This window comes from Gammaproteobacteria bacterium, assembly GCA_033720895.1.
GTDB lineage: Bacteria > Pseudomonadota > Gammaproteobacteria > Natronospirales > JAJUFS01 > JAWWBS01.
Genome location: JAWWBS010000110.1, coordinates 1 through 2,780 on the forward strand (window position 1 = coordinate 1; position 2,780 = coordinate 2,780).

A 2,780-nucleotide genomic window follows, 5' to 3' on the forward strand; every position below is an offset into this window, starting at 1 on the left:
CAGCCCTGGCTCGCCAGCACTCCAGGATGCCGACATCGACTGCCGGGACGACAATGCCAGCGGTACGCATGGCCATCGCAGCGTCGACACGACCACCAGGCCCTATCCCAAGGACAACAGCGATCTGAGCGATGCAGAAAAGGCCGGGCTTGTTGGCGTCTGGACCGCCAATGCCGCTGCGGCTGAATCCTTTGACGCCGGCGACTACTGGTTCTTCTACACCGCCAATTACATGAACTGGCATGAGAACTACCGGATCCTGAAGCGCATCACCGCCGTGCAGCAAGTGCTGCTGGAACTGATGGACGAGCTGTCAGACATCAATGTCGGCATCATGCGCTTCGATGCGCACCAGGATGCAGACGGCGGCATGGTCATTCACGAAGTGGTTCCCCTCGCCGGCAACCAGGCCATTCTGAAGCAGATCATTCGTGACATCCGGGCCAGCGGCAGTACGCCCTTGCAGGAGACCTACCTGGAAGCCGCGCTGTATTACACCGGCCTGCCCGTTACATTCGGGACCGACAGCCATGTCCCTGGCAATCCGGATGCTGTCCTGGCCCCCAGCGTCGACGCTTCCTACACTGGCAGCCTGGGAACCGATGCGACGTATATCTCCCCCATCGAATTCGAATGCCAGACCAACCATGTCATCCTGCTGAGCGATGGCCTGCCGACCAATGACCGGAACATGAACCAGGCGGCAGATGTCCTGCTCGCGGACGCAGCCAGGTTCAAGAACCCGTGGACACCCGGCCAGTGCTCCGATTACCAGGGAGCTTGCCTGGATGATCTCGCCCGGTTCCTTTACGACAACGACCTGGTTGCGGGAATCGATGGCGACCAGCTGATCCTGACCCACACCATTGGCTTCGACCTGGACGCGACCGGCGATGCCCTGCTGACAGCGACCGCTGCTGCGGGCGGCGGTGCTTATTACCCGGTCAGCAGTGGCCAGGCATTGAAGGACGCCATCCAGGAAATCATTGTCGAGGTGGTCGGCCTGCAGTCCAGTTTCACGGCGCCGGCCGTGTCAGTGAATGCCTTCAATCGCACCCAGCACCTGAACGATCTCTACTTCACGGTCTTCAAGCCAACCGCCTACCCGCGCTGGGATGGCAACCTCAAGAAATACCAGGTCGCGCTGGACGCAGTCACCGGCGAGGGCATCATTGTCGATGTGCAGGGGGCACCGGCAGTGAACGAGTTGACCGGCTTCTTCAAGGATACGGTCACCAGCTACTGGACTCCGCCACCTGATTCCCCGGATGGCGGTTCCGTCCTCCAGGGCGGCGCACTCAGCAAGGTGCCTGATGCCGCGAACCGGAACATCTATTCGGACATCAGTGGCGTTACGAACCTGCTTTCCAGTACCGACAACATCTTCGACAGCACGAATGTCTCGGCCGCAGAACTCGGGGCAGGCTCCGACATCCGGCGCGACGCACTGGTCGACTGGGCTTATTCGAGAAAGATCGGCGATCCACTGCACTCCCGTCCGGCAGTCATTACCTACAACGACTCGAAATCCGTCGTCTATTTCGGCAGCAACGACGGTTTCCTGCATGCCGTTGACGCCGCTACCGGGATCGAGGAATTTGCCTTCCTGCCCAAGGCCCTCTGGGAAAACCTGCGCGGGCTGGAAGCAAACACGGTATCCAGGCCGAAGATCTACGGCATGGATCTTCCCGTTGTGCCCTACATCGAGGATGTCAACGGCAATGGCATCATCGAATCCAATGACAAGGTACATGTCTTTGCCGGAATGCGGCGTGGTGGCCGCAACTACTACGGTCTCGACGTAAGCGATCCTGCTGCGCCGCGACTGCTCTGGAAGATCGAGGGCGGCAGCGGCGACTTCAGCGAGCTGGCACTCACCTTTTCCGAACCGGTACATGCCAGGGTCGATGTCAACGGCACCGCAACCGACGTACTGGTATTCGGCGGCGGCTTCGATCCCACCCATCTCGACAACCAGGCCAGGTACCAGTTCGACGATACGGCCGGGCGAGGCATCTACATTGTCGATGCAGGCACCGGAGCGCTGCTGTGGAGTGCAGGGCCAGCTGGTGGAAGCGCAAACCTGCTGCTCGACGACATGACACATTCCATCCCGGCCAGGCCTGCAGTCATCGATCTCAATGGCGACGGGCTTGCAGATCGCATTTACGTCGGCGACATGGGTGGTCGCCTGTGGCGCTTTGACATCATCAATGGCGAGTCTGGAGGCGACCTGGTGCGCGGCGGGTTGATCGCATCGCTGGGTGCAGGTCACCTCAATGGCTCAGGCAGGCTCGAAGAGCAGTCTCGTCGATTCTTCAACTCCGTCGATGTCTCGCTGGTCAGTGACAACGTGCTCGGCACCTACCTGTCTCTCGCCATCGGTTCCGGCGAACGTCAGCACCCCAATGCAACCGACACGGTGAACAGCTTCTACATGATCAAGGACCCCGTCATCTACGATCGTCCGCAGTCTGCGGATTACGCCGCCATTTACGGCAGCAATGGCATCCTGCGCAGCGACCTTGTCGATATCGATGGCAGTTACGACGATGCTGCCTTGAACAGTGCCAGGGGCTGGTATTTCGACCTTGCCGAGCCGGGTGAGAAGGTCCTGGCCGAATCCGTCACCATTCGCAACCAGCTGGTGTTCACGACATTCGATCCGTCATCTTCGGCCAGCGCCTGCGACCCGGGGCTCGGCACGGCCAGGATGTACATCCTCTCCGCCACGGACGGCAGGACGCTGTTCGACCTGAATGGCGATGACGTGCTCGACG

General features: G+C 60.4%; 1 protein-coding gene. It reads left to right on the forward strand.

The genetic code is table 11. The annotated features are described in order from the left end of the window. The coding region (locus R3217_10620; GenBank protein ID MDX1455896.1) for a PilC/PilY family type IV pilus protein at positions 1-2,780 on the forward strand (2,780 nt) is incomplete at both ends.